The organism is Allosphingosinicella vermicomposti (assembly GCF_003012815.1).
Classification (GTDB): domain Bacteria; phylum Pseudomonadota; class Alphaproteobacteria; order Sphingomonadales; family Sphingomonadaceae; genus Allosphingosinicella; species Allosphingosinicella vermicomposti.
This window is the reverse complement of the sequence record NZ_PXYJ01000003.1, coordinates 88,426-114,915: the sequence shown is the minus strand read 5'-3', so window position 1 is coordinate 114,915 and position 26,490 is coordinate 88,426. Positions and strand designations below refer to the sequence as shown.

The following is a 26,490-nucleotide window of genomic DNA, read 5'->3' as shown; positions in this document are numbered from 1 at the left end:
AAATGACGACGAGATCTCAGCTCCGTCTGTTACAGGATCTGATCAATAGCCTTCGCGCGTCCATGCGCACGAAGTTCAACCGTCACGTATCCATTCCTGACCTCCTGTCTGACCGCTGGGAGACAGCAAGATTCTATGGATTTGGTGAGGGGACATCCTGCTATAATAATGTCTTGATTTTAGGCGATGTTAAGGTTGGGCGAAATACTTGGATTGGCCCAAACGTCGTTCTTGATGGTTCCGGTGGACTGGAGATTGGGGATCATTGTTCCATATCAGCGGGCGTCCAAATCTATTCCCACCACACGGTTGCCTGGTCCACCAGCCGCGGGGAAGCGCCGGTTGAAAAACGATCCACGCAGATTGGGAATGGAGTCTATATCGGTCCGAATTCGGTCGTGCAGATGGGCACGTCAATCGGTGACGATTCCGTCGTGGGCGCTATGAGCTTCGTCAATCGTGACGTGCCCTCAGGAGGGCGCGGCTTTGGTGTTCCATTCAGGCTTCAGGATTAAGGGATGTTGCTTTCTTCTTCTATTGACGAGGCGGAAGTGCGCGTGTGCTCGCGCTGCATCTACGACGAACGCGTTAACGGCATCGAGTTCGATGAGTATGGCGTGTGCAATTACTGCCATCAGGTGGACCGGTTGAAGCAGGAATTCGGCACTGCATCCCCAGCTGGCGAAGCAAAGCTCCAGGAGATTATCGACGAAATTAAGGCCGCCGGGCGGGGCAAGCCATATGATTGCGTCATTGGAGTGAGCGGTGGCACCGACTCCTCCTATATGGTTTACCTCGCCAAAGAGTGGGGGCTGCGTCCGCTTGCTGTCCACTATGATAATACATGGAACTCGGCCATCGCGACGGAGAACATCAGGAAAGTCCTGAGCGCTCTGGATGTAGATCTGTATACTCACGTGGTCGACAATAAAGAGGCAGATGATATCTTCCTGTCTTTCTTTACCGCCGGCGTAGCTGAAATAGAAGCTTCAACCGACTTGGCGTTAGCGGAAACCATGTATCGCGCTGCATGGAAATATGGCGTCAAGTACGTTCTTGAGGGTCATTCTTTCGTTACTGAGGGGATCACACCGGTTGGACGAAATTATTTCGACGGGAAGTATATACGATCTATTCATACCCGATTTGGCCGTCGGCCGATGAGATCATATCCGTTGATGACTTTTCTAAGAATGATCTGGTGGACGACCGCTGCGCGCATTCGGAAAATACGCCCTTTTTGGTATCTCGACTATTCCAAGGAGAACGCCCGTTCATTTTTGGAACAGCGGTTTGGCTGGAAATATTATGGTGGGCATCATCTCGAGAATCGGATGACAGCCTTTCTGCACGGGATATATCTTCCCACTAAGTTTACCACAGATATGCGTAATAATACTCTGGCCGCCCTCGCTCGAGAAGGTGTGCTAGATAGGGAAGAAGCTTGGGTTGAATATAACAGCCCTCCGGTGGTTGAGGACGAGCTCCTTTCTTATTTTCAGAAAAGGCTCGGGCTATCTGAAGAAGAGTATAAAATGAAGATGGATGAGCCGCCGCGTTCGTGGTGGGAATTCTCAACTTATAAGAGAAGGTTCGAGAGATTCCGGCCTTTGTTTGCATTGCTTGCAAAAGCTAACCTTGTTCCAACGAGCTTCTATATAAAATATTGTTTCCCTGCGAAGGTTGCTTGATGATCACCATAGTTGACTACGGGATTGGAAATCTAGGCTCTATTCGTAACATGTTTAAAAGGGCTGGCGTTCTTTCTCATGTGACGTCCGACCTGTCGCAAATTGCGTCCGCCGAAAAGCTGTTGCTTCCGGGTGTTGGTGCTTTTGACAATGCGATGAAGCGGATTAACGAGAATGGCTTCCGGGACGTTCTCGACGAGCAGGCTTCTCAGGGCACACCTATACTTGGCATCTGCCTGGGAATGCAGCTCCTTACAAATGGCAGCGAGGAAGGGAATTTGCCTGGATTGGGCTGGATAGCGGGCCATGCACGCCGCATTCCCGCAGTAGATGGGCTCAAGGTCCCTCATATGGGATGGAACGTCGTTCGGTCCACAGGCCATGGTCCATTGATCGCTGACTTGCCGCTGAATTCACGCTTTTACTTCGTCCACAGCTATGCGGTTCATGTCGAGGACCCTAGGCACTCCTTACTGCGGACGACCTACGGCATCGATTTTGATGCGGCGATTCATCGTGGGAATATCTATGGAGCGCAGTTTCATCCTGAAAAGAGCCATCGCTTTGGATTGCAGTTCCTGACCAATTTTGCGAGCCTCTAACATGCTTCGGACAAGAATCATTCCCGTCCTGCTGCTGCGTGGCGAGAGCCTGGTGAAAACGATCCGCTTCGATCGTTTCACCTATGTGGGTGACCCTTGCAATACCGTTCGTATCTTCAACGAGCTGGAGGTCGACGAGTTGGCCTTTCTCGATATCAGTGCAACTCGCGAGCGGAGAGGGCCTAATTTTGCGCTCTTAGCGGAGATTGCTACCGAATGTTTCATGCCGCTCTCTTACGGGGGCGGGATTCACAACTTTGAGGATGCGGCTCGCATATTTGAGACAGGGTTCGAAAAAGTAGTCATTAATAGCGCCGCATTCGAGCAGCCCCAACTTATCAACGAGATTGCAAGAGTTTACGGAACTCAAGCGGTTGTTGCCTCAATTGACGTGAAGCGTACGATCTTCCGTCGTGAAAAGGTCGTAACGCACGGCGGGCGGCGACAACAGCTTGTTGACCCAGTGGCATGGGCGATTGAGATGGAGCGACGCGGCGCAGGGGAGATATTGCTTACGTCTGTTGATCGCGAAGGAACTTGGGCAGGCTTTGATCTTGATTTGATAAGACGGGTGAGCGATGCCGTTTCCATTCCCGTGATAGCGCATGGCGGTGGGGGGAGCGTCGAACACATAGGGTGTGCAGTGCGTGAAGGGGGTGCTTCGTCCGTTGCCCTCGGCAGCATGGTGGTCTTTCAGAAGAAAGATTTTGGAGTTTTAGTCAGTTTCCCTGAGCGCGCCGCTCTTGAAGCTGTTCTACCCCAATGACATCGCATTGCTGCGAATGTTTGTGCTAGGCCGATACGGATGATGGCAGTCACATCAACAGGGCTCGCGCTCATTATCGTCGTAGGTTTGGCTTTCGGCATGGCGGCCCGGCAATCGTTCCTTGGCGCAGCGATAGGAACGGACCACACGGTGCATACCTTCCTCATTCGAGCCATTCAGGCCAATCGCAATCGACTTTTTGTTCGTATTCCGAGGCTGCTCAACGACGCCGTGTGTGCGGCCTTGCCGCTTTATCTTCATTGGTGTCTCGCCCAAGTACGCCCAGCGGTTATGTTTTGGGCGGAGCGCCTTCTCAACCCGGTGGTAAACGCTCTGCACGTACTGCTCATCGCTTATTTTATTACGGTCGCCTATCCTAATACTCTATTAAACAGTTTAACTATTCCAATCATAGTGGCACTGTTTGCCTTTACCCCTCAGTTCTTCCATGCATTAAGTGCCAGGAATTTTGGGTTGAGCACTCGCGGAATCGGATTGTTACTTCTTTCGGTAATGCTGTTCTCAGCATTTCAGATTGAATACGCGCATGACATTTGGCCATTATACGCTGTATTGGGATTTTCGTCATATCTTATATGGGCGTTCAGTACGTTTGGCGCTCAGGCTCTTGTTATAATTAGCCTACTTCTGGCGATAATAACTGGAAGATATACTCCCATCGCCGGCGCGGCATTGGGTCTCCTGCTCTTTATCGCAGTCCATCCAAGATATTCGATAGGTTACTTGCGTGGAACATTGGCGTTCCTTCGGGACTTTGCCAACGAACTGGCGCCAGCCTACATTCTCAATCGCCGTTATAGCGTTTGGCGCGATTTGGTTAAGGACATCTGGCTGGAATGCATCAAAAAGCCAATCGCCGGAGTCCGTTACGCCTACGAAAACCCAGTCCTGATCGTCCTTCTACTCAACCCGCTCGTTATATTGGCGGTTGGACTAAGGGTAACTGAACACATGTTGGACGCACCCCTTACGAAATTCGCGGCGGACGTCGTGCTGTGTGGTGTCGTCGCGATGCTCGCGACTTCGTTCCGCAAAACACGGTTCCTTGGTGAACCTGAAAGGTATGTAGAGGCGGTAACCGGGTGGGCTGTGCTGGCGGCCGCCCCATTTCTTATCATTCACATCGGGTTAGCTGGGACGGCGGCGATCACATTTCTTTTTTTGATTATGTGTGTCGTTCAATTGAAGGCCTCGGCTTTCCTGGTCCGTCAAGTTGGCTCCAAGGCGATCGACTTGGCTGCGGCGGAGCGCGCTATTAAAGAGGCGTTTGTCGAGCCGATCAGATGCTGCAGTAACAACGAGCAACTTACCAAGATGCTAATGGCCAATGATTGGGACTTCTCCTACTGCATAGCGGTCGGAAGACGATATTGTGGCATGCGGATATCTGAAGCATTCAGCGCCTTTCCTTTCTTGAAGCGCGAAGCGCTGGAGCGCATCATCCAAACGTACCGGATCAACGTGTGCGTTCTCGATCGCAGCCGGTATGACAGCGTCTTTATTTCCCTCCCCCCGACGCTCAGACAGGTTGCCGTAATTCATGAGACTCACGGGCTCCGGGTGTTAAGGCTGGACTGGCGCCATGCCGCTAGTGGGCACGAAGCCCCGCTCAACTTGACATGAACTTTGCAAAGCAGGTCGTGATTTACGGGCTGGGCAGCGCCATCAGCCGACTAGCGGTGATCTTTCTAGTTCCGCTCTATACTCGCGCGTTCACTATGAAGGAATATGGGCAACTCGAGGTGCTTCTGGGGCTCTATACTCTTGTCACTCTTCTTGGCGGATTGCAAAGTGAATCGGCCCTCGCTCGCGATTACTTCGACGCCAAAGCGACTGGCTCAACGCGCCGACTAACTTGGGGGGCGGCATCAATATCAATTTGTGGTGCGTTCCTAACGTTATTAGCCATCTTTCTTATTCAATGGACGCCGTTTGTGCCGTTTGAGATTGACAGGTATTTGCCATTATTGGCAATTATGGCTTTCTTTTCCCAGATACTCGGTGTTCAGCTTGTCGTTTTGCGCTTTTCAGGCTCGCCCGTTATATTCGCCCTTCTTTCTCTCCTGGACCTTTCTTTAACTGCCATCTTTAGCATCTTTTTGGTGGTGCATCTCGATTGGGGGATCTCGGGCGCTCTGGCGGCAATTTTGGCGGCAAAGATGGTGTGCGTGGTTATCATCTCGCCTCGAACCCTGCCAAAGCCGGGGCGATTGCCCTCTCGGCGTCTTATAGCGCGCATGCTTTCTTATGGTGTGCCAGCAATGCCCGCCGTAATTTTGAACTGGTTTCAGACAAACGGTAATAGGATAATATTGGCACTGTTTTTGACGCTGGCCGATGTAGCCGTTGCTGCTGTAGCCATAAAGGTTGCTGCTTTATACATGGTCATCGTTTTCAGTTTTCGGATGGCGTGGGAGCCATATTCCTTTTCTAAGATCAGTGAGCATAAATCTAATCCCGAGTTCTTTAACGCTGCCTTTCAATGGTATGTGCTAATAATGCTAGCTATTGCATGCGTTACTGTGTCGGTTTCCCCGATAATCGTATACATATTGGCGCCGCGTGAATATTCGGGAGCAATTTCTTTGGTTGCCTTCTTTGTCATGAGTCAGTTCTGGGCCGGAGCTGGATCAATATTGTCTATTGGTATACATGGGGCTAGAGTAACGTCGCGTTTGACGCATGTGTATTTGGCTGGTGCACTAGTCAATGTGGGCGCTCTCGCCCTTTCTGCCACCGATCTTGGAACGTTGGCGAGCGGGATTGGCGCCCTGTTTGGTGCTCTGGCGAGCGCTTGGGTATCGTATTTCATCAGTGAAAGGTGCTACGGCACTGGCTTCAGTCGACGGCTCCTTCTCGTCACTTCGTTGACGACGGTGGCATTCGCATTTGCCTGCGACTTCGCATATGCCTATCTGAGGGAGCCGGGTGCTGATTTGGCTGAAGATATGACGTTGTACATTTGCATGGGGGTGGCCGGCGGTGCGTTGGTGGCTCTGGTCGCTATGATGGGGCTCGAGCCAGGGCGATTTAAGGGCATGCGGCTGGAATTGATCAGTATGGCCCGCTGCAGAGTTGGCGAAAAATGATATTCGTTGTTGTGGTTCTTTTCGCGATGTCCGCGATGTTCTCGGCTGTGTCGAACAAGGATGTCTTCGCGCCTAGCAAGCTGTTTCTCGTCTTCTTTCTCGCCTTCCATGTCGGCGCACTATTCTCAGACATCGATACTCGTACGGCTACGCTCTTAACGGTGGTGCTATCTGTTGGTGCGCTCGCTGTTTTCTTCGAGGCTGATCGCGTTCACCGGTTTCGGCCTAAGTTGAACGATACAGGGGGGCAGGAGGCTCAGGGAGGCATCAAAGATGCCACTCTGCTGCTCTGGATAGCCTCCACTCCGTCGCTGGCTGCCCAGTTCTACATGATTGATCATTTTGGAGGAATTGCGGGCTACGTGGCGAGCTTGTCCTCGCGTGTTTCGGACTGGGCGGGGTTGGGCGCGGCGCGGGCACTCATAGCCCTGATGGGGCCGATCAATTTGCTGTACTTTGCGCTAGGGCTTTCCCAGCGTAAAGGCTTTCAATGGTGGGCCATCTACGCGCTGCACTTCTTCGTAGTGCTGGGTATTGGCATCATGTCGGGCTCTCGAAGCAGCCTATTGAACATTTTCGCGCTGCAGATTATTGTTTTTCATTATCTAAGAACTCCTATTAAGCCGCGACAAGCGGTTCTGATCGCTGGCGGCCTTTTGCTCGCCGCTATGTCACTTGGCGTGGTGCGAGAGACGGTCCGACTAGACAGCGGAGGGACTCTCACGACGAATACATCCGATCGGACCTTAAGTTTTGCGTCCTTCTACTATGGTGTTGAGCCTCTAGAGATAATCAGCAAAACGGAATATCTGCCATTGGCACATGGCACGACATTTTTGTCGTTGATAACAAACCCAATTCCTAGAAGTATTTGGCCAGACAAGCCAGACACTGGAGGGACTTTCTTTACTAAAAGCTATACTAATGATGCTTGGGGTGGGCTTTCAAATCTCACTCCAACCTATATTGGGGAGTGGATTATAAATTTCGGATGGATTGGCGGCATAATTGGCTTTTGCGTTACATATTTCACGATGATGATCTACTTAATTCACTATTATATCCGCACTATGACACGTTTAAACCACGATACTTCGGACGTGACGGTCACGGGGTTCGTGATATATGTGTATGTCGCTTGGTCATTTATGGCGTTAATGACCGGGGAATTTACAAATATTATTCTTAGCATGCTGCTCTTTCAAATTATTCCGTTGTGGTTGCTACGAGAAGTCTTGAGTCGTAGATGATATGAAGATTGTAATGAACGCACTCTCGGCCCGAATGGGCGGTGGGCGAACCTATGTTGCCAATCTCCTCTCGCGCCTGCCGCAAGATCGTAATTTTTCAGTTCACGTTTTTGCACCGTCGGACTTGGAAATAGCCGCGGACCCCCGAATACAGCGCATAACGCCGCGCTGGCCGACGACCAATCCTTTGTTGCGGACATTTTGGGAGCTGTTCATTCTCCCAATCTATCTTCGTCGGGAAGGAGCGGATGTGCTTTTTTGCCCGGGGGGCGTGGTGGTCACGCGCCCGCCATCGACCTGCAAAACGGCAACCATGTTTCGTAATATGCTGCCTTTTGATGCACGGGCTCGGAACAAGCTCCCTATTGGGTTGCAGCGCATGAGAAATTGGCTCCTCAGTCATATTCTATTGCGCAGCATGCGATCCGCCGATCTCACAATTTTCATCTCAGATTTTGGGAAGAGGCTGGTTTCATCGAAAGTGGGCATGCGTCGCGCGGTCACCATTCCTCATGGAATTGCGACGGCTTTTCGAACATCGTCCTCTCGCCTTCCTAGGCCTGCGTTTCTGGGTGATAAGAAGTATATACTCTACGTTTCGCGCTTCGACGTTTACAAAAATCAGTACGAGGTGGTGCAAGCATACTCAATGCTGTCCCCCGCCTTGCGTGACGGCATTCAGCTGTTTTTAGTGGGTGAAACTCACTCGCCTGAAGCAGGCCGGGTGTTGTCCCTGGTGCATGAACTCGGTCTTGAAGCCCAAGTCATCGCAACCGGCGCGGTGGCCTATGGCGATCTTCCAGCTATATATGCTAACGCCGAAGCCATCATCTTTGCCTCGACATGTGAAAATTGCCCAAACATTCTCTTGGAGGCGTTGGGCGCGGGGCGTCCAATTCTTTCATCCGACCTCGACCCGATGCCGGAGTTTGGCGGTCCGGATATCCTTTATTTTTCCCCGTTGGAACCCGCGGACCTTGCCACAAAGCTTGAGGAGGTTCTATCCGACCAACAACTTGCCGCGCGGGTTGCCGCGGCAAGTGCTGAACGAAGCCGGCGGTATGAGTGGGATCGGACAGCTCAGGAAACGTGGCAGCAGCTCATCGCGCTCGCCCGAACCACAAGATAATCGCAGGGTTTGTCATGTTTAAAGACCGCATTCTTCTTATCACCGGGGGCACAGGGTCATTTGGCAATGCTGTGCTTCAACGCTTTCTGGGTTCCGATATAAAAGAAATCAGAATCTTCAGTCGTGATGAGAAGAAGCAGGATGATGTCCGGAAAAAGTATAATAGCGAGAAGCTGAAATTCTATATCGGTGATGTGCGAGACTATCGATCAGTCCTAAACGCTGTGCGCGGTGCCGACTATATCTTTCACGCCGCAGCTTTGAAGCAAGTGCCCTCATGCGAATTTCATCCGCTTGAGGCAGTGAATACCAACATTCTTGGAACCGAAAATGTCCTCGAAGCGGCAATTAACAGCGGTATTGAACGCGTCATTTGCCTCAGTACCGACAAGGCAGTCTACCCAATCAATGCCATGGGGATATCCAAGGCCATGATGGAAAAGGTGGCGATCGCAAAATCGCGCAGCAGTGGCCGGACTGTTATATGTGTTACTCGCTATGGAAATGTGATGGCCTCTCGTGGCTCCGTCATTCCCCTTTTTGTAGATCAAATTGAGAATGGTCGGCCGATCACCATTACTGATCCAAACATGACCCGCTTCATGATGAGCTTGGAAGATGCGGTTGAGCTCGTCCTCTACGCCTTCCAGAACGGCACACCCGGGGACATTTTCGTGCAGAAGGCCCCGGCTGCGACGATCGAAACGGTGGCAAAGGCGGTATGCAATCTTGCCGGGCACCCCAATTATGAAATTCGCGAGATTGGCACCCGGCATGGAGAAAAGCTCTACGAAGCCCTCTTAAGCCGCGAGGAGATGGCAGCTGCGGAGGATCTAGGGGACTATTATAGGATCCCCCCTGACTTGCGAGACCTGCATTACGGGAAGTTCGTAGAGGTCGGCGAAACCCGAATTTCGCATGCGGAAGATTACAACTCCCACAACACTGCTAGGCTCGATTTTGAGGGGATGAGGGCCTTGTTGGCAAAGCTGCCGTTCATGCAAGCAGTGCTTCGCGGAGAGCGCGCTCAAGCGGAAGATTGACATGCGGATTCTCGTTACCGGTTCTAAAGGCTTTATTGGTAAAAACCTTCTCGTGCGCTTGGCGGAGCTTGAAGGATTTGAACCTCTTGAGTTTAGTCGAAACAATACAGTTCAGGATTTGAAAGAACTGGTATTATCCGCAGATGCGATCATCCATCTCGCCGGGGAAAATCGTCCCGAAGACGTAAGAGCATTCGAAGGCGTCAACGCAGATCTAACACAACGTCTCTGCGAGATAGCCCAAACGAGCTCCCGCAAGCCCTTATTAATTTTCGCTTCGTCGATCCAGGCGGACTTGGATAATCCATATGGACGGAGCAAGCGCGCTGGCGAGCTCGCCGTGGAGGCTCTGAGCAATACTAATCCGGCCATCATTTACCGTTTGCCCAACGTATTTGGGAAATGGTGCCGCCCCAATTACAATTCGGCGGTGGCGACCTTCTGCCATAATATCGCGCGTGACCTGCCAATTCGGATCGATACGCCGGAAGCGCCGCTTCGCCTTGTTCATGTCGACGATGTAGTTTCCGAGTTCGTTTCCGCGCTCACAAGGAGTAGGCAGGGATTGGAGTGGGGGAAGGTTGAGCCGATATATGAAACGACAGTGGGTGCCCTCGCCGAGCAAATACAAGCTTTTCGCGAGAGCCGACATACCCTCGTTTCAGAACGAGTCGGCATCGGTCTTACTCGGGCGCTCTACGCCACATACATCAGTTACCTCCCCCCGGACTCATTCGGTTACGGAGTGCCTAAGTATGAAGACCCGCGCGGGGTCTTCGTGGAAATGCTCAAAACTCCCGATGCGGGCCAGTTTTCTTATTTCACAGCTCACCCCGGAGTGACGCGCGGCGGCCATTATCACCACAGTAAGACCGAAAAATTCTTGGTCATTAGGGGAAATGCGCTTTTCAGGTTTCGAAATATTCTGACTGGCGATCGGTATGAATTGTTTACGTCCGGAGAGGCGCCAACCATCGTGGAAACGGTGCCAGGTTGGAGCCACGACATTACCAACGTTGGGGCGGAAGAGATGGCCGTCATGTTATGGGCCAATGAAATATTCGACCGCGAACGGCCAGACACAATATCAAGTGCCGTATAGGCTAAGGAAGCTTTTGGAATGTTCTGCATATTGTACAAGGGAGGCCCCGTTTGAGCAGCGCCATCCGAGCACGAAGCCCGGATAGGGCGTCCGATCGAGCCTCAAATTTTACAGGTGAGCGACTTTGTCTAAGCTGAGAGTTGTCACCGTCGTCGGCACGCGGCCTGAAATCATTCGCCTTTCGCGCGTGCTCTCCAGGTTGGATGAGTATTGCGACCACGTGCTAATCCACACTGGTCAAAATTACGACTATGAACTGAACGAAGTATTTTTCGAAGAATTGGGCATCAGGAAGCCTGATCACTTCCTTCAAGCTGCTGGCAAAACCGGCGCCGAGACGATTGGCAATGTGATCGTCGCCGTGGATAAAATCTTGGAGAAGATCCGTCCTGATGCACTTCTTGTCTTGGGCGATACGAATAGCTGCACGGCGGTAATACCCGCCAAACGGCGCAAGATTCCAACTTTCCATATGGAAGCGGGCAATCGTTGTTTTGATCAACGTGTGCCGGAGGAGATTAACCGCCGCATCGTCGATCACACAGCCGACGTCAACTTGACCTACAGCGATATCGCGCGGGAGTATCTTTTACGGGAAGGGCTGCCGCCTGATCTTATTATTAAAACCGGAAGCCCGATGTTCGAAGTGCTCGAACATTATCGCGAGAGAATTGAGCGGTCAGACGTGCTGGCCCGTTTAGGTTTGGCGGCCCAGGGCTTTTTCCTTGTGAGCGCGCACCGTGAGGAAAATGTCGATCCGGAGCCAAGTTTTGCCCGCCTTGTCGAGATTCTGAACATGGTAGCAGAACGATATGGGAAGCCCGTAATCGTTTCCACGCATCCGCGTACGCAAAAGCGGATCGCGGAAAGTGGAGCGCGTTTCGCGTCGCATGTTCGGCTCCTCAAACCGCTCGGATTCTTCGATTACAATCAGCTTCAAATCTCGGCAAAAGCAGTCCTGTCCGACAGCGGGACGATCAGCGAGGAGGCATCGATCCTTAATTTCCCCGCGCTCAACATAAGGGAAGCTCATGAGCGCCCCGAGGGGATGGAGGAGGCTGCCGCTATGATGGTCGGCCTAAATCCTGACCGAGTGCTGCAAGGACTGGCCATTTTAGAGAGCCAACCGCGCGGCAGGGATAGACTGGTACGATTGCCCGCCGACTACACTATGCCGAACGTGTCCGATAAAATAGTGCGTATTCTTCACAGCTATGTAGACTATGTGAATCGTGTCGTTTGGAAGCGTTTCTAGGCTGCGGCGAGTACATTGATATGAGTAGGTTTGTTGACTGCGACCTTCTCGCGTCGCTCACTCGGCAAGCGCGCGGATCTCCTCGGGGGCGGCAGCACCTCAACCTGCACGATACGTGGGCGGACCCATGCCAGCGCACGTTGAACGCTATACTCCCTCAGAGCTACGTGAGGCCCCATCGCCATTCTCTTGATCCCCGAAGCGAAACACTTGTTGCCGCATGCGGGGCGCTGGGCATCCTGATGTTCGACGACAACGGTAATATCGTTCAGACGGCTATAATTGGAAAAGTAGAAGGCATAAGGGCGACCGCCATTGCAGTTGAGATTGGGCCTGCAACTTGGCATTCCGTTGTTGCGCTGACTGATGACGCTGTGTTGCTCGAGGTTAAGGCCGGTCCATTCGATCCGGCTTTAGCAGGGGAGTTTGCTGAATGGGCTCCCATGGAGGGATCAGTCGCTGCCCTCGACTATCTCCAATACATGCGGTCGGGGTTGGGCAATTTCTCGTCGGTAGAAGCGTCAACATCGCTCAATCGATGAGTTCAGCCATCATTGCGACATATTTTGCCGTGGCTATTTCTTTCGTATACTTTGCAAGGAACAGTTGTCTGCTATTCGCTCCCATGCGCCGACGATTTTCCGGGCTGTCCCGAAGGGCGGTAATGGCTGCTACAAGGGCAGCATGATCCCCGACCTTGATCGATATGCCCGCATTGTTTTCGGTGAGATCCCTCGCGATGTCGGTGCACTGGTCCATGACGGCAATTATGGGCTTTCCGGCCATCATGTAGCCGTAAGTCTTACTAGGCACGGCCAAGCCAGCTAGGCCTTGCTCTAGGCTAACGAGGAAGCAATCGCTAATGTCGAGTGCGTCTTGATAGTCTGCCCCATGCAAAAAGTCGAATATCGTGACGTTATCCAACCTCTCCTGTTCTACAATTTCTCGCATGAGGTGCATCTTGTTGCCATGCCCGGCAAAAATGAAATGGATTTCGGGATTATGTGCGAGTGTCCGAATCGCTGCTAAGATAGTCGAAAGATCCTGGCAGATGCCTAAATTTCCAAAGTAGGATACAATCAGCTTCCCCGTGCCTAAGATTGGGGCGAAAAGCGCGTTAGATTGGGCTCGCGAACCTGTAGGCATGTGACCTCCCTCATACCAGTTTGGGATCACCTCGACTTGCTCTGGCTTAATATCGCGATTGGCGACAAGATAGCTCTTCATGTCCTCGGACAAAGCGACAACTCTGCTTACTCGGCGAAACACCAGATTATTGACCAGGGTCATAACCTTGGCCATGAGGCTGTGCGGAGAAAGCTTCCCGGTCTTGTATGCGATATCGGGATAAACGTCATAGCTTATAAAGACAATTTTTAGACCAAATAGGTTCCGACCAATTACGGCGATCAGAGGCAGTATGGGTGGATTTGAGTAAACTAAAACTGTAGTATACTTGCAGATATGGCGAAGTTGCAACGCGCAAGATAAGGTAAATGACAGATAGTTAATCAATCGACCAAGGGAATTTGTCCGATTTAGCTGCAAATATTTTATGCGCTTTATGTCGATACCTTGAAAGATCTCACGCATTGGAACGGTTTGGTGCGTCGAATATTCTTTTGGATAGCCCACAAGGGCGCCCACGGAATAGCCCGCATTTCGCAGCGCGACCGCAGTGTCGAAAGGCAGAGTCGCAGACGAGATATATTCAGGGTGAAAGTACTGACAGAGGAAGATTACATCTTTCGACTCAGGCATTCTGAAACTTCCAAATTTCGGTTGCAGTCACTGAATCTGGGAAGGGAATTGTCTCGTAGGTGGGCGGACTTAAAGCCCCGTCTATCATTGGCGAGGAAGACATGGACCAATCATAAGTGAGGGATCCAAATGCCTTCCTTAGAGGCCCCGGCATCTTCACGATGGGGGAGAGTAGGCGCCCCAATGGCCGGGACAAGTGAATACTTCTGCCAGAGGCCCGGGCTATAAGGGAAACAAGCTCAGATGTGCTAACGTATTGACTGTTCTGTGGAAACAGAGTTCCGCCCATTTTTTCTGATATAACGATCCTCAAGAACTCACACAGATTATCAATGTAAAGCATGCTTCTTTCATTAGGTATATCCGGGAAAATATTCGTGCACCGAACGATACTCGATAGCTTCTTGTAATTCCCCGGGCACGATGGTCCGTAAATCATGGGGGGCCTAATTATCGATACCGCGAAATTATCTCCTTCAATACTTCTCAATTCTATCTCAGCCTGATACTTTGACGTGGCATAAGGAGTCTTTGGCGCTGGGATCTGGCCTAAGCTAATGTGTCCTTCTTCAATGCCATAAACGGCCATCGTGCTAAGGAATATGTAGTGCTTAACGCCTTCCAGTTTCGCTTTTTTTGCTAGCTCAATCGTTAAATCACGATTGATCGCGTAGAACTCTTCCCGCTTTTCCTTCCGCGTATGAACCACGGCTGCCGCATGAAGGACGGCGTCATATTCTCCTAGTTTGAGATCCCGCCACGCGCCGTCTCTGACGCTAATCATATCGACGTCATACGCATTTTCGTGCCGCGAGAGCCACTTGGCGACCGACGTTCCAATATAGCCTTTTGATCCTGTAATTAGGATCTTCGTCATGCCCAACCTCTTGATCCGCGAACTCGGAGCCGAGTATCTTCCGACTACATCGGCCCGGCTCTCCGAGAGATATTATGTCCCCTTGTGGGAAGTCCGCTATCAGCAATAATCTTCAACTAAGCAACTAAGCAGAGCCAACAAGCAGCGGAAGGGGCGCTGCGGAAATGTACGTATCAAAGCCGCGACCGGTGAAGAGGTAGAGATTTTGACAGGCTGGCAGCAAAATAGGCGGGATCCCGGTGGGTTAACACGACGATCTCTCTTGGGATTGGCCCCGCTGACGGCCGTATCGAGTGCGAGCGCCGACACTGAGTTCATGCTGGAATTGCCGAAGGCTGGTGCAGTCGAAAAAGCGCCTAGCGAACTGAGGACCTTCGAAGATTTTGGCGCTGCCGGCGATTTCGAGATGCATACGGGCAAAGGCACCGATGATACTACCGCCATTCAAGCCGCTCTCGATTGGGCCCATGGAGATGGGGCGCTTCCTAGCCGGGCCATCATGATGACTGCGAATAATTTTCTTTGCGGCAATATCACCACACATCCGGTCACAACGATAATCGGCACAGGCCGGCATACGTCTGCCTTCATCTGCAAGGCAGGAACCAAAGGGAGGTGGTGGAGCGACAGAGGTGGGGGCGCCCAGAAGCTTATGCTGTCCGGAATTGCTTGGTATGGTCAAGAACAAGGCCTTACACACATTTGCGAGTTCGGGAGCAGCCGTGTTCAATTCGGCACAGAGGGCATCCTTCAGGGATTGTGGATGAGAGGCGCTCCGCAGGGTCAGGCATTGTCCCTCGACGCAAATGTCGGAATTGTGCGGGACGTTACCGTCCAAGATTGCCGCTACGGCTTAAAAGTCATCGGAAACGGAAATCAGCTGAGTAACATTGTCTGTATGCAAGCGGAGAATGTTGGAGTGGATTTAAGTGGTTGCTTCGTCCGGGGTCTACATGTGGAAGCTACAGCTTCTGCCGGATTGCCGATGCGATTCAAGGGCGATTGCCATGCAGCTGACGTCCTCATTTCCAGTTCTACGGGGCGTAGCTTTGGCCACCTTATTGAGGTCGATACCAAGGTCTATGACGAGTGGTCGATTGAAAATGTGCAATTGCTAGGCTCAAAATATCACATCGCCAACGGTATCTTAAAAGTGGGCGCGCATTACCGCGGCGGCACGGATCCCGACTTGTTTTCGGGTTCAAGTCATATCCATGCGCTGGATATTTCCTCCGGAAGGCTGGCGATCAGGCATCAAGAATGGCAAGCTTTCGGGCTCCGCATAATCAATCAAGGCGGAAGGCTTCATCATCAGATCGGCTCGCTTACTGATTGTGGCATTGCGTCTGCCTTTGTTTCAAAGATAGAAGGAGCTTCCCCTAGGCCAGTGGTCAGCCCCGTTGGGGGCGACGACCTTACCCCGTTTGCGGGCGGCGGGAAGGTTGGGAACCCAAAGCCTTCCCAATTCATTTTCGACACACAGGTGCAGGTCGCGGCTGATCAAGCCATCCAAGGCACGATCCTGCATAATAGCTCAGGTGTAGCGTTGACCGCTTGGCTGCACATCGCGCCGACCATGGTGAACGGCGTCGAAAGGAGCCGGCTTGTCGCTGAGTTTTTCAACGCGGTGACTGGGGCCGCCTATCCCTTGACAGCCTTGCCGAACGGAAAGACGGTTACGATCGGCGTAAGCGGCTTCCTTGCCTAACCCTCCGCATAGTTTGTCCTGTCATTTGTCGAGGTTTCCCGCCCCGGCGAATAGCGCAATAGCGACTAGGGGAAAGTAAGCGATGAAGACGCCTGAAATCGGGGAAAGCCAAGTTATCGCGACCAGAAACGCGATAGGGAACAGCCAAAGCCAAGTTATCGCAATTGTGGCTGAGGTGATTGGCAGATGCGCCCCATAATGGCGAGCCAGACGCTGATAGGCATGGGTGCGGTGAGCTTCATGCAACCGCTCTCCGCGCAACATGCGGCGGGCAAGCGTGACGCCAGTGTCGACGACGAAAATCCCGAGCAATATTATCCATGCTGCAGCCAGCTCGGGCGCGACGTTACCGGCTATCACGGACAAAGTGGCCAGCGTAAACCCTAAGAAACCGCTGCCCGCGTCGCCCATAAAGATCTTCGCCGGAGGCCAGTTCCAGATCAAAAAACCCAAAGCGGCAGCAATGAGCAGTAGCGAAGGGGCCAGCATGCCAACGGCGGCGCCGGCAATGCCGAGGAAAATGGTGCCTCCCAAGCCCACGCTGACAGCCTCGCTACCTGCAATACCGTCAATGCCATCCATGAAATTGTAGAGATTCACCATCCACGCAATGAACAGGACTGTCACAGGCCACTCCCAAAATTCCAGAGCGCTGTTCCAGAACGGCAAGAAATCAAGCGGAAGTGGCCCGATCCATATGGCAGCCCATGAGGCTGCTCCGATGTGAGTTGCCAACCTGATCTTTGGTGCCACGTGACCGTGATCATCCAGCCAACCAATCACGGCTACTGCGATCCCGCCGCCGATCAATCCGCAAGCAAGGCGGATTGGGAAGCCTAGCCACAGCGTCGAGGTAAGAAAACCAACAGTTGCTACGATCACGATCGCAGCCCCGCCGCCCCGGGGCGTCGGTATACTGTGCGACGCACGGGCGTTGACCTCATCCACTATTCCGGCGCTTAGAGCGTAAGTGCGGATTTTGCCCGTGAGGGCAGCGGCGCTTAAAAATGCCGCGAAGGCAAGGACAAGGACCAATGAGTTAGAGCCCATGGAATTGAAGCTTTCATGTTTGTAATACCCTCCGCGCACGTCGCACAACCTATGGCGGCGCATCAGGTAAAAGTAGATATTCTCTGGGTTATAGGGCAAAGTGCTCCTTTGCCTTTAGGATTATTGACATTCCGGCAGGTTGGGGAGGCAGGGTGATATGCGAATGTGTCTCGCCGATGCCACAAATACCAAGGAAGAGGAATGGCACGGTTGGTTTTCTTAGCTAGTTTGAGTAATCGGGGTGCTTCCTAGAAATGGCATATGGGTAGCGTAGGCCTTGCCCGTGGGAGCAGGTGGGTTCGAAATTGAAGACCGATGTCATCACAATTGTGCTAAATCGTCTGACCGGACTCAGCCGGTATCAGAAGCGCATATTAGTCGGCTGTTTCGATGCCGTACTCTGTATCATCGCGACTTGGATCGCTTTTTCGCTCCGGCTCGGCGAGTGGATGCTCTCAAGTAGGCCTGTCCAGATCTATAGCATAGCGGCGCTCCTGCTATGGCTGCCGATTGGCTATTCCCAAGGTGTATATAGGGCCATCTTTCGAGCCGCGGGGGCCGGTGCGATGATCGGCCTTGGGAAGGCATGTATGATGCTTGCTCTCCCTCTAACCCTTCTGTTCACTATTTTCCCTCTTCCGGGATTACCAAGGACGATTCCGCTTCTTCAGCCGCTCGTTTTTTTTGTATTGCTTTGCCTTTGCCGGATCACGGCGCGCTACCTGCTGATCGAAGTCCGGGGGCAACGGCTCTATGCTGGTAATCAGAAGCGTGTTCTCATCTATGGTGCGGGATCGTCAGGCCAGCAATTGGCCGCTTCCATTCGGCATGAGCCTGGTATGTCCCTGTGCGCTTACGTAGATGACGATGTGCGATTGGACGGCCAAGTTATGAATGGCGTGCCGATCTACTCAGCTGACAGGCTGCAACAGGCGGTGGATCGACATGGAGCGACCGATGTATTGTTGGCGATGCCCAGCGCCAGCAGGGGTAAGCGCCAAAAGATAGTTCAGGAACTGGCGGGCTTCCCCGTTCACGTCCAGACCCTCCCTAACATGCGAGCGATCGTTGATGGGCAAGTTTCAATAAGCGATCTACGCGAGCTCAAGGTCGAAGATTTGCTGGGTCGCGATCCCGTTCCGCCGAACCAGGTTCTTCTTGGTAGGACAATCCTTGAAAAAACGGTGCTGGTTACTGGTGCTGGTGGGTCAATCGGCAGCGAGCTGTGCCGTCAGATCATTCATTTGAGACCGAGACGCCTGGTCCTTGTTGAGATGTCGGAATTCTCCCTCTATTCGATCGAGCAAGAACTGCGCGAGCTCGTCGCGGAAAGCGAAATCGGCCGATCTTTGGAAATCGTACCATATATCGCAAGCGCTTGTGACGAAGTGCGAATGGCTGCAATTTTCAAGCGATGCAAGCCGTCGACGGTTTTTCACGCGGCCGCATACAAACACGTCCCGTTGGTCGAGGCAAATGCGTCGGAGGGAGTCCGAAATAATCTGTTGGCGACCATTGTAACGGCGCGTGAAGCGGAACGTGCGGGTGTTTCCAACTTCATTTTGATCAGCACTGACAAGGCAGTTCGGCCGACAAACGTTATGGGTGCTAGCAAGCGCATCTGCGAACTCGTCTTGCAGGCCTTGGCAGGCAAAGGAAGCCGCACAAAATTCGCTATGGTCCGCTTCGGGAATGTCCTCGGATCAAGCGGCTCAGTAGTCCCGCGGTTCGAGCGTCAGATCCGGGAAGGAGGCCCAATAACGCTCACGCACATAGATATTAACCGCTATTTCATGACGATCCCCGAGGCAGCACAGTTGGTCATTCAAGCTGGTGCGATGGCAAACGGGGGTGAGGTTTATGTGCTTGATATGGGGAAGCCGGTCCAAATTGCTGAGCTTGCAAGAACCATGGTTCGGTTGGCTGGTCTGACTATCCGGGATGCTTCTAATGTCGAAGGGGACATTGAAATTGTGGAAGTGGGGTTGCGGCCAGGAGAAAAGCTTTACGAGGAATTGTTAATCGGGAATGATCCACGACCGACGAAACATCCTCGAATTATGCAAGCAAATGAGCACTTTCTTTCCTGGGAGGAACTAAAGCCCTTACTTGAAAAAATACTCTTCGAAGCAAATCGCGGAGAGGACGATCAAGTGCTTCAGATGCTCTCTACAATCGTGCCAGAGTTTGTTTCGTACACTAGTCAAGCTATCCCAGAATCAGCGTGAAACCTACGGAGCCAAGGAAGTTAGGCTTCCCAATTAATATGGTCTGCATAAGAACAAAAAAAGGCGGCCATTGGCCGCCTTTTTCCTGATTTGATCTGACGCTTAGGCGCTTTCAGCTTCATCATCATCAACAGCGGCCCAGATGCCGAGGCCGAGGGCGACGACTGCGAGCAGCGGGATGATGATGCCGCCGCCGAGGTTTTCACCTTCGACTTCGGCGCCGACGCGGGCGTTCGACAGCGACAGGGCGCTGGCGGCCGTGCTGGCGGTGGCGACCGCCGGAACGGCGATCATGGAGGCAGCGACAGCCGCCTTCAGGGCAATCTTTGCAAAGCTCATATTATGCTCCCAACTTGGAATGTACGATTCCGTGGGCCTGAATAATGGAGGCCGGATCGTGCCGCAACCGAAAAGCACGCATTTTGGCGCAAAATGAGTGATCGGCGCTGAAATGATGAGGCGGTGTGGAATATCGGCATCACATCAATCGGTGATCATGACGCCTATATTGCACCTGAATAACGACCTGAAGTCGGTCTCAACTCAGGACTTATAAGCTTCCAACTGAGCTAGACTTTGGCGTCTCGCAACGCGTCGAGCCAAACCTTGGCTGCTCCATCCGAGGGTGCGCGCCAGTCGCCTCTAGGGCTAAGGCTTCCGCCCATGGAGACCTTGGGCGCATTGGGGAGTGCCGAGCGCTTGAACTGGCTGGTCTGAAAGAAGCGGGTGAGGAATATTTCCAGCCATTTATAGATGGTTTCGAGGTCGTAAGCGCGCTTTAGCGCCTCTGGGAAGCCGGACGGCCATAATCCGGCGCCCGCATCTTTCCACGCCTGCCAGGCGATGAAGGCGACCTTGCCCGGCGTCTGGCCGCTGCGGAGGATGTGGAAGAGGAAGAAATCGTGAAGCTCATAGGGGCCGATGCGGTCTTCCGTGCTCTGCATCTCGCCCGCCTCGTCGGCCGGGACCAGTTCGGGCGAGATCTTGGTGGCGAGGATTGCGTCCAGCACCCGGTTCGTGTCGGCGTCGAACTGGGTGGTCTTTATGCACCAACGGATCAGATACTGGATCAGCGTCTTGGGAACCCCGGCATTGACGCCGTAGTGGCTCATATGGTCGCCGACGCCGTAGGTGCACCAGCCGAGCGCGAGTTCGGACATGTCGCCTGTGCCGATCACGAAACCGCCGCGCTGATTGGCGAGGCGGAAGAGATAGTCGGTGCGGAGGCCCGCCTGCACATTCTCGAAGGTGACGTCGTAAACCGGCTCGCCCTTCGCATAAGGATGGCCCATATCCTTCAGCATCTGCATCGCAGCGGGGCGGATGTCGATTTCCTCACCCACGATGCCGAGTGCGTCCATCAGCGCCCAGGCATTGTCCTTGGTGGTGTCGCCCGTCGCGAAGCCGGGCATGGTGAAGCCGAGGATAGTCGAGCGCGGCAGGCCGAGATAGTCGCAGGTTTTGGCCGCAACGATCAGGGCGTGGGTGGAATCGAGACCGCCCGACACACCGATGACAAGATGCTTGCCGCCCGTCGACCGGAAGCGCTGGGCGAGGCCCTGCACCTGGATGTTGAAGGCTTCGTAGCAATCTTGGTCGAGCTGTTCCGGGCGGTTCGGCACATAGGGAAAACGGCGGAGATGCCGTTCGAAGCCGATGTCCGCGAAGCTTGGCTCGTGCTCGAAGGCAATCCGGCGGAAGCGATATTCCGGATGACCCGCCGCGATCGCATTGTCATTAAAGGTCGGCATGCGCATCCGCTCGAGGCGGAGACGCTGCACATCGACATCGGCGATGGCGAGTTCCGGCTCCATTTCGAACCGGCTCGACTCAGCGAGCAATTCACCGGTTTCGTAGACGCCGCCCTGGCCGTCCCAGGCGAGGTCGGTCGTGCTCTCGCCGGGGCCTGAAGCGGAATAGACATAGGCCGCGCAGCAGCGCGACGATTGCGAGGCGCAGAGAAGGGCGCGCTCGGTCGCCTTACCGATAGTGATGTTGGACGCCGAGAGGTTGCAGAGGATCAGGGCGCCAGCAAGCGCACCCTCTGTCGAGGGCGGTTGCGGCGCCCAATAATCCTCGCAAATTTCAGCGTGGAAAATGAAGTCGGGAAGGTCAGAGGCTTCGAACAGCAGGTCGACGCCGAAGGGCACGTTCTGGCCCGCCACAGCGACGTTAAGGTCGGTCAGCCCGACGCCCGGCGCGAACCAGCGCTTCTCATAATATTCGCGGTAATTGGGGAGGAAGCTCTTCGGCACCACGCCGAGGATTCGCCCGCGGGCAATGGCGAGCGCGCAATTATAAAGGCGGCCATTGCGGCGGATTGGTGCACCGACGAGAAGGACGGGCGAGAGGTCGGCGCTGGCCGCCGCAATCTCGCCGACTCCCTGTTCCACGCGATCGAGAAAGGCTTCCTGCAGGTGGAGGTCGTCCACCGCGTAGGAAGAGACGTTAAGTTCCGGAAAGACGAGGAGGTCGCAGTCCCGGTCGTGCCCGTCACGGGCAAGCGCGATCGTCTGCTCGACATTGAAGGCGATGTCCCCCACCGAAGCGATCGGGGTGGCGGCGGCGACGCGCACGAAGCCATGCGTGTGAATGGCCGCGAAGGGCCGCTTGTTTTCCCCCATCAAAGCCTCTCCAGCATCATCTCCACTGCAACGCGCAGCGATTCGATGCGGGTAGCACCTCTTCCGCCCGCTCCAAAATGCTCCTCCCGGTGATGGGTCGGCGCGTTGCGCCTCGCACAGGCGAAATGGACGAGGCCAGGTTCGTCGCCGGCGTCGGCGTAGCCGGTGATCGACAAGGCTATGTCCGCGGAGGAATGGCGCATCGCCCCTTCGGCCATGGCGATGGCGACTTCCTTCGAGACGGCGCCCTTGTCTTTGATGACGTCGAGCGGCACGCCGAGCATCTCGGCCTTGGCCTCGTCCGTATAGGTGACGAACCCGCGCTCGAAGGCATGAGCTACGCCCGGCACGTCGGTAAGCAGCGAGGCGAGGAGGCCGCCGGTGCAGCTTTCGGCGGTGGCAAGAGTAAGATCGGCCTCGCACGCCTTCTCAAGGAGCATTCGGACCTTTTTTTCGAGCACTGTCGGCAGGGCCGGGGAGAGGGTTTCGGCTTCGGACAAAGATTTCCTCGCATTCCAATGCGCCCACTCGGGAGCGGCGGGCGGTGTCTTGCTATCGAGGGCGGGAACCGGTGCGCGCGCCCGAATGTTCCACGTCCAGAATCAAAAGCGGACGAGCCGAAAGGCTCGCACCCACGAACGAGGACAAGATGGTCAGAATGACACGGAATAATGCGCTTTGGGCCAGTGTCGGCGCGATTGGTGCGGCGGCGGCTGGAGTAGTGGGCCTGGTCGCCTTCCGCCGCTTCCGGGGCGGGTGGGACGAGAACTTCCCGGCCCCCGCGCTGAAGGGCGATAGCGTACCCGGCGCGGTCGGCACGTCGGGCGCCGTCCGTCACGCGGGGCCCGAAGAAATGCGCGACCCGCCGCGCAAATGGGACAAGGTCGACGAAGCATCCGACGAAAGCTTTCCGGCTAGTGATCCCGCTTACGCGCCGCATATCGACTGAGGCTGGGCCGCCTGATTCTGTTTCCCAAACCCCGCTAGGGCTGAGCCTGTCGAAGCCCGTTCCAGCTGGAACCGCCCTTCGACAGGCTCAGGACTAGCGGGGAAGGGCTTATCCGTTACCGATCCGTTCGGCGGTCGCCTTGGTCTGGAGGCGCAGGTCGGGGACGGCGACGATTTCCCACAAGGCGCCTTTTGTGAGGGGACCGACAGCCAGCAAGTTCACATTGGCGCTGCCGTTCCGATCCACCGTCCGGCAGGCGTCATCGACATCGATCCCGATCCGGCAGGCGTCCGGGCGGATGCGTCCAGCTTCCACCAGACTGCGGATGAGCGGATTGTCGGCGCGGGCGATGTCGCTTTGAGGTCCGGTGCAATTGACGATGCGGCGGACGGTGAGGCGGTTCACCTGATCGGCCCCGCGCGGGCGCCATTCAACCAGCGCACCCACGGCAGTGGTGGCAATCGCCGTGATCCTGCCTGCGGCGATGTCCAGCCTGCCCTCTTCCATCATTTGTTCGAGGCGGTCGGCGATTTCGGGCGCGATGCGGTGTCGATGCACATCCCACCAGGGGCGCAAATGGCGGAGGAAACGGCGCCGCTCCGCAAGGCTCGCCTCCGCCCATAAGCGTTGGGTGTGGGGACGCAGCGAATCCACGGCGGCGCGCCAACCCGACTCTTTTGCGATGCCCCGAACAGCTCGCAGCAGCGCGGTGCAGCGGCTTTCCAGGTGTAGGGCACCGGGCGGCGGTATGGGTGCTTTGTGGGCGCGGGGCAGAAGGCCGCGCCGGGATAAGGCGAGCGTGCGACCTCGGAAGCCGCCTGCGTCCAGCATAAGGGCGGCATCGACGGCAGTAAGGCCGGTGCCGATGAGGAGCACGGTGTCGTCATCCGAAAGATCGTCGAGGATCGGGCCCGCCCAGGGATCGGCGACATAGACATCGTCCGGAAGCGTGGTCCGCGCGATGATGCCCGGAACATCAGGAGCGAGGTTGCCGATGCAGAGGATGACAAGATCCGCGATCAGACTGTTGCCGCTCGCCAGCGTGACCCCCTCGCCCTCGGGGCCGGCGACGACGTCCACCGCTTCGTCGGCAACGATTGTAAGGCGTTCGCCATAAAGCGCCCGCGCTTCGGCGAGTTGGGCTTCCAGATAGGCGCCATAGATGCGGCGCTGCGCGAAGGTCGTCGGGCCGCCAAGCCCTTCCGATGCCAGCCAGTCGGCGAAATGGGCGGGCCGGTCGGGATAGGCGCTCATTCCGCTCGCGCGCACGTTCAACAGATGATCCGCGCTGGATGTCGAATAAGCGACGCCCCGCGCGGGCTGGGCGCGCTCGATCAGCGTCACCCGAGCATCGGTGAGCGCAAGGAGCTGGATAGCCTGAAGCGTTCCGGAATAGCCGGCGCCGATGATCGCGATATGTTTCGTCATTCCTGCGCCTCCAGCACGGTTTCCGGAACTTGATCGGCAAGGGTGAGGCTGTCGAGGATGCGTGCGGTTTCGTCGCGGACCATCAGCATGACGCGATGCAGGCGGCACTTGTCCTCACTGATGCAATGCTCGCATTGCTCGTAAGCGAGACGACTGGCGCAGGGGAGTAGGCCCAGCGATCCGCGAGTCAGGCGGACGAGTTCGCCATAGCTGATCTCTTGCGGCGCGCGGGCGAGCCAATAGCCGCCCTCGCGTCCCCTGCGGCTGGCGATCAGGCCCGCACGGGTCATTTCCGAAAGCATGACGGTCAGAAACTTGGGCGGGATATTCTGGGCCGCGGCAATCTCGCTGAGGCGCACCGGCCCGTCGCCATAGCGATCGGCAAGGTGGAGCAGCGCCCTTATTGTATACCGCGTCCGTTGAGAAAGCATGGCGCCCCCATGAACCCGAAGGAACACGAAGGCAATGTGGCCGAGTGTCCAACCCGTGCTATGCCCGGTTCATGAGCCTCGACGATCGCCTCGCCCAGCTTCGCGCCGCCTTTGCCGAAAGGAGCGCCGACGACATGGGGGCCCTTCGCGTCGCGCTTGATACCCGCCCCATGGATCGCGCCGCGGCGCAGCGCATTGCCCATCGATTCGCGGGGGCGGCGGGATTGTACGGCTTTCAGGCGCTCGGCGAAGCCGCTTCCGCTCTTGACGACGCGCTCGAAGCGAACACCGACGACGCGGAAGTGTTGCGGCTGTTCGACATCATGCAGCGAACCGCGCACGCGTAGGAAAGAAGGCGCAACCCTCGCCGCCATAAGGCGTTAAGGCGGGCGGTCCATCCCCTTTCGGACTGGTGCCTGGCGTCTTCGGATGCCGCATCGGCCGCGCAGGTGCTTCCGGCGCCGCGCGGCCACGGATGGGGGGTGGACCTTACAAACCCTGGTGGCGGCGATACCATTCGACGAAGGCGGGGATGCCCCGGTCGATCGGCGTGGTCGGCCGGTAGCCGAGATCGCGCTGGATGGCGCTGATATCGGCATAGGTGTCGCGAACGTCGCCCGGCTGCATGGGCTTCATCATCCGGATCGCTTCGCGCCCGCACGCTGCCTCGATCACCTCGATCAGGCGGGAGAGTTCTTCGCTTCGATTATTGCCGATATTGTAAAGCCGGTGAGGGGCCACGCTGCCGCCCGCTTTTTCCGTGCCGTCGTCCGGCGGTGGGTTGTCGAGTGCGGCAACCACGCCTGCAACGATGTCGTCGATATAGGTGAAGTCGCGGCGCATATCGCCCTCGCCAAACACCTCGATCGGCTCACCCGCCAGGATCTTCGAGGTGAACAGCCACACCGCCATGTCCGGCCGGCCCCAAGGCCCGTAGACGGTGAAGAAGCGCAGGCCCGTCTGGGACAGGCGGTAGAGGTGGCTGTAGGTCTCGCTGATCAGCTCGTCCGCCTTCTTCGTCGCGGCGTAGAGCGAGATGGGATGGTCGACCCTGTCCTCGACCCGGAATGGCAGGCTCTTGGCATTGCCGTAGACGGAAGAGGAGGAGGCATAGACCATATGCTTCACCCGCTGCGACCTGGCGAGTTCCAGCATCGCGAGATGCCCGGTCAGGTTCGAATGGGCATAGGCCATCGGATGCTCGATCGAATAGCGCACGCCCGGCTGGGCGCCTAGATGGACGATGCGGTCGATTTCATGAGGTTTCAACGCTTCGAGAGCCGCCGGATCGGCAAAGTCGAGGTTGAGAAATTGAAACGCCTCGCCAGACCAAGGCGCTAGCGCATCCAAACGCGCCTGCTTCAGCGTGACGGGGTAATAAGGCGTCAAATTGTCGATACCGACGACGGTCTCGCCCCGGTCTAGGAGCGTGCGGGCAACTTGATAACCGATGAAACCCGCGACGCCGGTAACGAGAATCGTCATG

At 55.2% G+C, this 26,490-nt stretch carries 25 protein-coding genes; 16 read left to right on the top strand and 9 right to left on the bottom strand.

What is annotated here, in order from left to right:
* Window positions 1–2 precede the first annotated feature (2 nt).
* From C7I56_RS09250 to C7I56_RS09195, 12 genes are all read left to right on the top strand, one after another.
* Window positions 3–515, top strand: coding sequence for an acyltransferase (locus tag C7I56_RS09250; protein ID WP_199792378.1), 513 nt, complete (start codon window positions 3–5; stop codon window positions 513–515).
* A 3-nt stretch (window positions 516–518) separates the two neighbouring features.
* The gene (locus C7I56_RS09245) at window positions 519–1,691 is read left to right on the top strand and encodes an N-acetyl sugar amidotransferase (RefSeq protein ID WP_106640335.1); all 1,173 of its coding nucleotides are present in this window, start codon (window positions 519–521) and stop codon (window positions 1,689–1,691) included.
* Window positions 1,691–2,293, top strand: coding sequence for an imidazole glycerol phosphate synthase subunit HisH (gene hisH, locus C7I56_RS09240; protein WP_106640334.1), 603 nt, complete (start codon window positions 1,691–1,693; stop codon window positions 2,291–2,293). The genes C7I56_RS09245 and hisH overlap by 1 nt, the downstream gene beginning before the upstream one ends.
* Before the next feature lies 1 nt (window position 2,294).
* Complete coding sequence (locus C7I56_RS09235; protein ID WP_106640333.1) at window positions 2,295–3,059, top strand: AglZ/HisF2 family acetamidino modification protein; 765 nt, start codon at window positions 2,295–2,297, stop codon at window positions 3,057–3,059.
* Window positions 3,060–3,098: 39 nt separating this feature from the next.
* Window positions 3,099–4,703, top strand: coding sequence for a hypothetical protein (locus tag C7I56_RS09230; protein WP_106640332.1), 1,605 nt, complete (start codon window positions 3,099–3,101; stop codon window positions 4,701–4,703).
* Entirely contained in the window at window positions 4,700–6,169 is a 1,470-nt protein-coding gene (locus C7I56_RS09225; RefSeq protein ID WP_106640331.1) for a lipopolysaccharide biosynthesis protein, read from the top strand. The genes C7I56_RS09230 and C7I56_RS09225 overlap by 4 nt, the downstream gene beginning before the upstream one ends.
* Window positions 6,166–7,419, top strand: coding sequence for an O-antigen polymerase (locus C7I56_RS09220; RefSeq protein ID WP_106640330.1), 1,254 nt, complete (start codon window positions 6,166–6,168; stop codon window positions 7,417–7,419). Before C7I56_RS09225 ends, C7I56_RS09220 begins: the two co-directional genes overlap by 4 nt.
* Window positions 7,420–7,432: 13 nt before the next feature.
* Window positions 7,433–8,548: a glycosyltransferase family 4 protein gene (locus tag C7I56_RS09215; protein WP_158703081.1), complete on the top strand. Its 1,116-nt coding sequence runs from the start codon at window positions 7,433–7,435 to the stop codon at window positions 8,546–8,548.
* Between the two features lie 14 nt (window positions 8,549–8,562).
* Window positions 8,563–9,591 (top strand): polysaccharide biosynthesis protein, encoded by a 1,029-nt coding sequence (locus C7I56_RS09210; RefSeq protein WP_106640328.1) that lies wholly within the window; start codon window positions 8,563–8,565, stop codon window positions 9,589–9,591.
* Between the two features lies 1 nt (window position 9,592).
* Entirely contained in the window at window positions 9,593–10,693 is a 1,101-nt protein-coding gene (wbjC, locus tag C7I56_RS09205) for a UDP-2-acetamido-2,6-beta-L-arabino-hexul-4-ose reductase (protein WP_106640327.1), read from the top strand.
* A 124-nt stretch (window positions 10,694–10,817) separates the two neighbouring features.
* Window positions 10,818–11,948 (top strand): non-hydrolyzing UDP-N-acetylglucosamine 2-epimerase, encoded by a 1,131-nt coding sequence (gene wecB / locus C7I56_RS09200; RefSeq protein WP_106640326.1) that lies wholly within the window; start codon window positions 10,818–10,820, stop codon window positions 11,946–11,948.
* A 20-nt stretch (window positions 11,949–11,968) separates the two neighbouring features.
* A complete protein-coding gene (locus C7I56_RS09195) occupies window positions 11,969–12,490 on the top strand; it encodes a WbuC family cupin fold metalloprotein (protein ID WP_106640325.1) in 522 nt (173 codons plus the stop codon).
* Here the strand turns inward: C7I56_RS09195 and C7I56_RS09190 are convergent.
* Together C7I56_RS09190 and C7I56_RS09185 are read right to left on the bottom strand one after the other, a co-directional pair.
* Window positions 12,480–13,709, bottom strand: a complete 1,230-nt coding sequence (locus C7I56_RS09190) for a glycosyltransferase family 4 protein (protein ID WP_106640324.1) — start codon at window positions 13,707–13,709, stop codon at window positions 12,480–12,482. The two genes, C7I56_RS09195 and C7I56_RS09190, sit on opposite strands and share 11 nt — an antisense overlap.
* Window positions 13,702–14,586, bottom strand: a complete 885-nt coding sequence (locus C7I56_RS09185) for an NAD-dependent epimerase/dehydratase family protein (RefSeq protein WP_106640323.1) — start codon at window positions 14,584–14,586, stop codon at window positions 13,702–13,704. The genes C7I56_RS09190 and C7I56_RS09185 overlap by 8 nt, the downstream gene beginning before the upstream one ends.
* Window positions 14,587–14,902: 316 nt before the next feature.
* Between C7I56_RS09185 and C7I56_RS09180 the strand changes: the two genes are divergently transcribed.
* On the top strand, window positions 14,903–16,294 hold the full coding sequence (locus C7I56_RS09180) for a hypothetical protein (RefSeq protein ID WP_158703079.1): 1,392 nt from the start codon (window positions 14,903–14,905) through the stop codon (window positions 16,292–16,294).
* Between the two features lie 21 nt (window positions 16,295–16,315).
* Here C7I56_RS09180 and C7I56_RS09175 read toward each other — a convergent pair whose 3' ends face one another.
* On the bottom strand, window positions 16,316–17,443 hold the full coding sequence (locus C7I56_RS09175) for an MraY family glycosyltransferase (protein WP_210200144.1): 1,128 nt from the start codon (window positions 17,441–17,443) through the stop codon (window positions 16,316–16,318).
* Between the two features lie 206 nt (window positions 17,444–17,649).
* Here C7I56_RS09175 and C7I56_RS09170 point away from each other — a divergent pair, with 206 nt between their 5' ends.
* Window positions 17,650–19,572 (top strand): polysaccharide biosynthesis protein, encoded by a 1,923-nt coding sequence (locus C7I56_RS09170; RefSeq protein ID WP_245409658.1) that lies wholly within the window; start codon window positions 17,650–17,652, stop codon window positions 19,570–19,572.
* Between the two features lie 102 nt (window positions 19,573–19,674).
* Here C7I56_RS09170 and C7I56_RS09165 read toward each other — a convergent pair whose 3' ends face one another.
* From C7I56_RS09165 to C7I56_RS09155, 3 genes are all read right to left on the bottom strand, one after another.
* The gene (locus C7I56_RS09165; RefSeq protein WP_106640321.1) at window positions 19,675–19,911 is read right to left on the bottom strand and encodes a hypothetical protein; all 237 of its coding nucleotides are present in this window, start codon (window positions 19,909–19,911) and stop codon (window positions 19,675–19,677) included.
* 230 nt (window positions 19,912–20,141) lie between these two features.
* Window positions 20,142–22,196: an NAD(+) synthase gene (locus C7I56_RS09160; protein ID WP_106640320.1), complete on the bottom strand. Its 2,055-nt coding sequence runs from the start codon at window positions 22,194–22,196 to the stop codon at window positions 20,142–20,144.
* Window positions 22,196–22,636 (bottom strand): CinA family protein, encoded by a 441-nt coding sequence (locus tag C7I56_RS09155; protein WP_106640675.1) that lies wholly within the window; start codon window positions 22,634–22,636, stop codon window positions 22,196–22,198. Before C7I56_RS09155 ends, C7I56_RS09160 begins: the two co-directional genes overlap by 1 nt.
* Window positions 22,637–22,854: 218 nt before the next feature.
* Between C7I56_RS09155 and C7I56_RS09150 the strand changes: the two genes are divergently transcribed.
* On the top strand, window positions 22,855–23,145 hold the full coding sequence (locus C7I56_RS09150; protein ID WP_158703078.1) for a hypothetical protein: 291 nt from the start codon (window positions 22,855–22,857) through the stop codon (window positions 23,143–23,145).
* Window positions 23,146–23,253: 108 nt separating this feature from the next.
* On the opposite strand, the gene C7I56_RS09145 is transcribed toward C7I56_RS09150, so the two are convergent.
* Together C7I56_RS09145 and C7I56_RS09140 are read right to left on the bottom strand one after the other, a co-directional pair.
* On the bottom strand, window positions 23,254–24,573 hold the full coding sequence (locus C7I56_RS09145; RefSeq protein ID WP_106640318.1) for an FAD/NAD(P)-binding protein: 1,320 nt from the start codon (window positions 24,571–24,573) through the stop codon (window positions 23,254–23,256).
* On the bottom strand, window positions 24,570–25,004 hold the full coding sequence (locus C7I56_RS09140) for an RrF2 family transcriptional regulator (protein WP_106640317.1): 435 nt from the start codon (window positions 25,002–25,004) through the stop codon (window positions 24,570–24,572). The genes C7I56_RS09145 and C7I56_RS09140 overlap by 4 nt, the downstream gene beginning before the upstream one ends.
* A gap of 71 nt (window positions 25,005–25,075) precedes the next feature.
* Between C7I56_RS09140 and C7I56_RS09135 the strand changes: the two genes are divergently transcribed.
* On the top strand, window positions 25,076–25,351 hold the full coding sequence (locus C7I56_RS09135; protein ID WP_106640316.1) for an Hpt domain-containing protein: 276 nt from the start codon (window positions 25,076–25,078) through the stop codon (window positions 25,349–25,351).
* Window positions 25,352–25,493: 142 nt separating this feature from the next.
* Here C7I56_RS09135 and C7I56_RS09130 read toward each other — a convergent pair whose 3' ends face one another.
* The gene (locus tag C7I56_RS09130; RefSeq protein WP_106640315.1) at window positions 25,494–26,489 is read right to left on the bottom strand and encodes an NAD-dependent epimerase/dehydratase family protein; all 996 of its coding nucleotides are present in this window, start codon (window positions 26,487–26,489) and stop codon (window positions 25,494–25,496) included.
* Between the last annotated feature and the right edge of the window lies 1 nt (window position 26,490).

What these genes read in the sequence shown, in the direction of transcription:
- C7I56_RS09250 (WP_199792378.1), top strand. Translation starts at nt 3, where the DNA reads ATGACGACGAGATCTCAGCTCCGTCTGTTACAGGATCTGATCAATAGC.
- C7I56_RS09245 (WP_106640335.1), top strand. Translation starts at nt 519, where the DNA reads ATGTTGCTTTCTTCTTCTATTGACGAGGCGGAAGTGCGCGTGTGCTCG.
- hisH (WP_106640334.1), top strand. Translation starts at nt 1,691, where the DNA reads ATGATCACCATAGTTGACTACGGGATTGGAAATCTAGGCTCTATTCGT.
- C7I56_RS09235 (WP_106640333.1), top strand. Translation starts at nt 2,295, where the DNA reads ATGCTTCGGACAAGAATCATTCCCGTCCTGCTGCTGCGTGGCGAGAGC.
- C7I56_RS09230 (WP_106640332.1), top strand. Translation starts at nt 3,099, where the DNA reads ATGATGGCAGTCACATCAACAGGGCTCGCGCTCATTATCGTCGTAGGT.
- C7I56_RS09225 (WP_106640331.1), top strand. Translation starts at nt 4,700, where the DNA reads ATGAACTTTGCAAAGCAGGTCGTGATTTACGGGCTGGGCAGCGCCATC.
- C7I56_RS09220 (WP_106640330.1), top strand. Translation starts at nt 6,166, where the DNA reads ATGATATTCGTTGTTGTGGTTCTTTTCGCGATGTCCGCGATGTTCTCG.
- C7I56_RS09215 (WP_158703081.1), top strand. Translation starts at nt 7,433, where the DNA reads ATGAACGCACTCTCGGCCCGAATGGGCGGTGGGCGAACCTATGTTGCC.
- C7I56_RS09210 (WP_106640328.1), top strand. Translation starts at nt 8,563, where the DNA reads ATGTTTAAAGACCGCATTCTTCTTATCACCGGGGGCACAGGGTCATTT.
- wbjC (WP_106640327.1), top strand. Translation starts at nt 9,593, where the DNA reads ATGCGGATTCTCGTTACCGGTTCTAAAGGCTTTATTGGTAAAAACCTT.
- C7I56_RS09195 (WP_106640325.1), top strand. Translation starts at nt 11,969, where the DNA reads ATGAGTAGGTTTGTTGACTGCGACCTTCTCGCGTCGCTCACTCGGCAA.
- C7I56_RS09190 (WP_106640324.1), bottom strand. Translation starts at nt 13,709, where the DNA reads ATGCCTGAGTCGAAAGATGTAATCTTCCTCTGTCAGTACTTTCACCCT.
- C7I56_RS09185 (WP_106640323.1), bottom strand. Translation starts at nt 14,586, where the DNA reads ATGACGAAGATCCTAATTACAGGATCAAAAGGCTATATTGGAACGTCG.
- C7I56_RS09180 (WP_158703079.1), top strand. Translation starts at nt 14,903, where the DNA reads ATGCTGGAATTGCCGAAGGCTGGTGCAGTCGAAAAAGCGCCTAGCGAA.
- C7I56_RS09165 (WP_106640321.1), bottom strand. Translation starts at nt 19,911, where the DNA reads ATGAGCTTTGCAAAGATTGCCCTGAAGGCGGCTGTCGCTGCCTCCATG.
- C7I56_RS09160 (WP_106640320.1), bottom strand. Translation starts at nt 22,196, where the DNA reads ATGGGGGAAAACAAGCGGCCCTTCGCGGCCATTCACACGCATGGCTTC.
- C7I56_RS09155 (WP_106640675.1), bottom strand. Translation starts at nt 22,636, where the DNA reads ATGCTCCTTGAGAAGGCGTGCGAGGCCGATCTTACTCTTGCCACCGCC.
- C7I56_RS09150 (WP_158703078.1), top strand. Translation starts at nt 22,855, where the DNA reads ATGACACGGAATAATGCGCTTTGGGCCAGTGTCGGCGCGATTGGTGCG.
- C7I56_RS09145 (WP_106640318.1), bottom strand. Translation starts at nt 24,573, where the DNA reads ATGACGAAACATATCGCGATCATCGGCGCCGGCTATTCCGGAACGCTT.
- C7I56_RS09140 (WP_106640317.1), bottom strand. Translation starts at nt 25,004, where the DNA reads ATGCTTTCTCAACGGACGCGGTATACAATAAGGGCGCTGCTCCACCTT.
- C7I56_RS09135 (WP_106640316.1), top strand. Translation starts at nt 25,076, where the DNA reads ATGAGCCTCGACGATCGCCTCGCCCAGCTTCGCGCCGCCTTTGCCGAA.
- C7I56_RS09130 (WP_106640315.1), bottom strand. Translation starts at nt 26,489, where the DNA reads ATGACGATTCTCGTTACCGGCGTCGCGGGTTTCATCGGTTATCAAGTT.